The organism is Streptomyces gottesmaniae, from assembly GCF_031845845.1.
Classification (GTDB): domain Bacteria; phylum Actinomycetota; class Actinomycetes; order Streptomycetales; family Streptomycetaceae; genus Streptomyces; species Streptomyces akebiae.
On record NZ_JAVRFJ010000135.1, the window covers coordinates 1 to 453 of the forward strand.

Annotated in this window: 1 pseudogene; it reads left to right on the top strand. The window is 62.5% G+C overall.

Going from position 1 to position 453, the window contains the following annotated elements:
- Positions 1–453 (top strand): annotated as a pseudogene (locus RM704_RS44730) (AIPR family protein); the annotation flags it as partial.

Here is a 453-nt window from a genome sequence, read left to right on the forward strand (position 1 = left end):
GCCCTGCAGGACTGGGACCTCGACAACGACGAAATCATGGACGGCATCGTGGACGGTGCCCACGATTGCGGCATCGACGGCATCTGGACTTTCGTGGACGAGCGCTACGTCACCGCCGATGCCCATCAGTTCCTGCCGTCGCGTGCCGGCAAGATCGAATTGGTGATCCTGCAAGCCAAGACCTCGACGGGCTACCAAGAGACCGTTGTCGAGAAGCTCCACTTCCATCTGCCGACGCTCCTGGACATGAGCCGGGACGAAGATGACCTGGCCGCACACACGAACGCCAAGCTCCTGGACCGCACACGGCGCTTCCTGCACATCCTCGAAGAGCTGGCGTCATCGTTCCCGCAGGTCCGTATCAAGGTCATCTACGCCAACAAAGCCGCCGAGACGCCGCACCCCAACGTGAAGGCCAAGGGAGACCGGCTGCGGCGAGAGCTCGCGAAGATC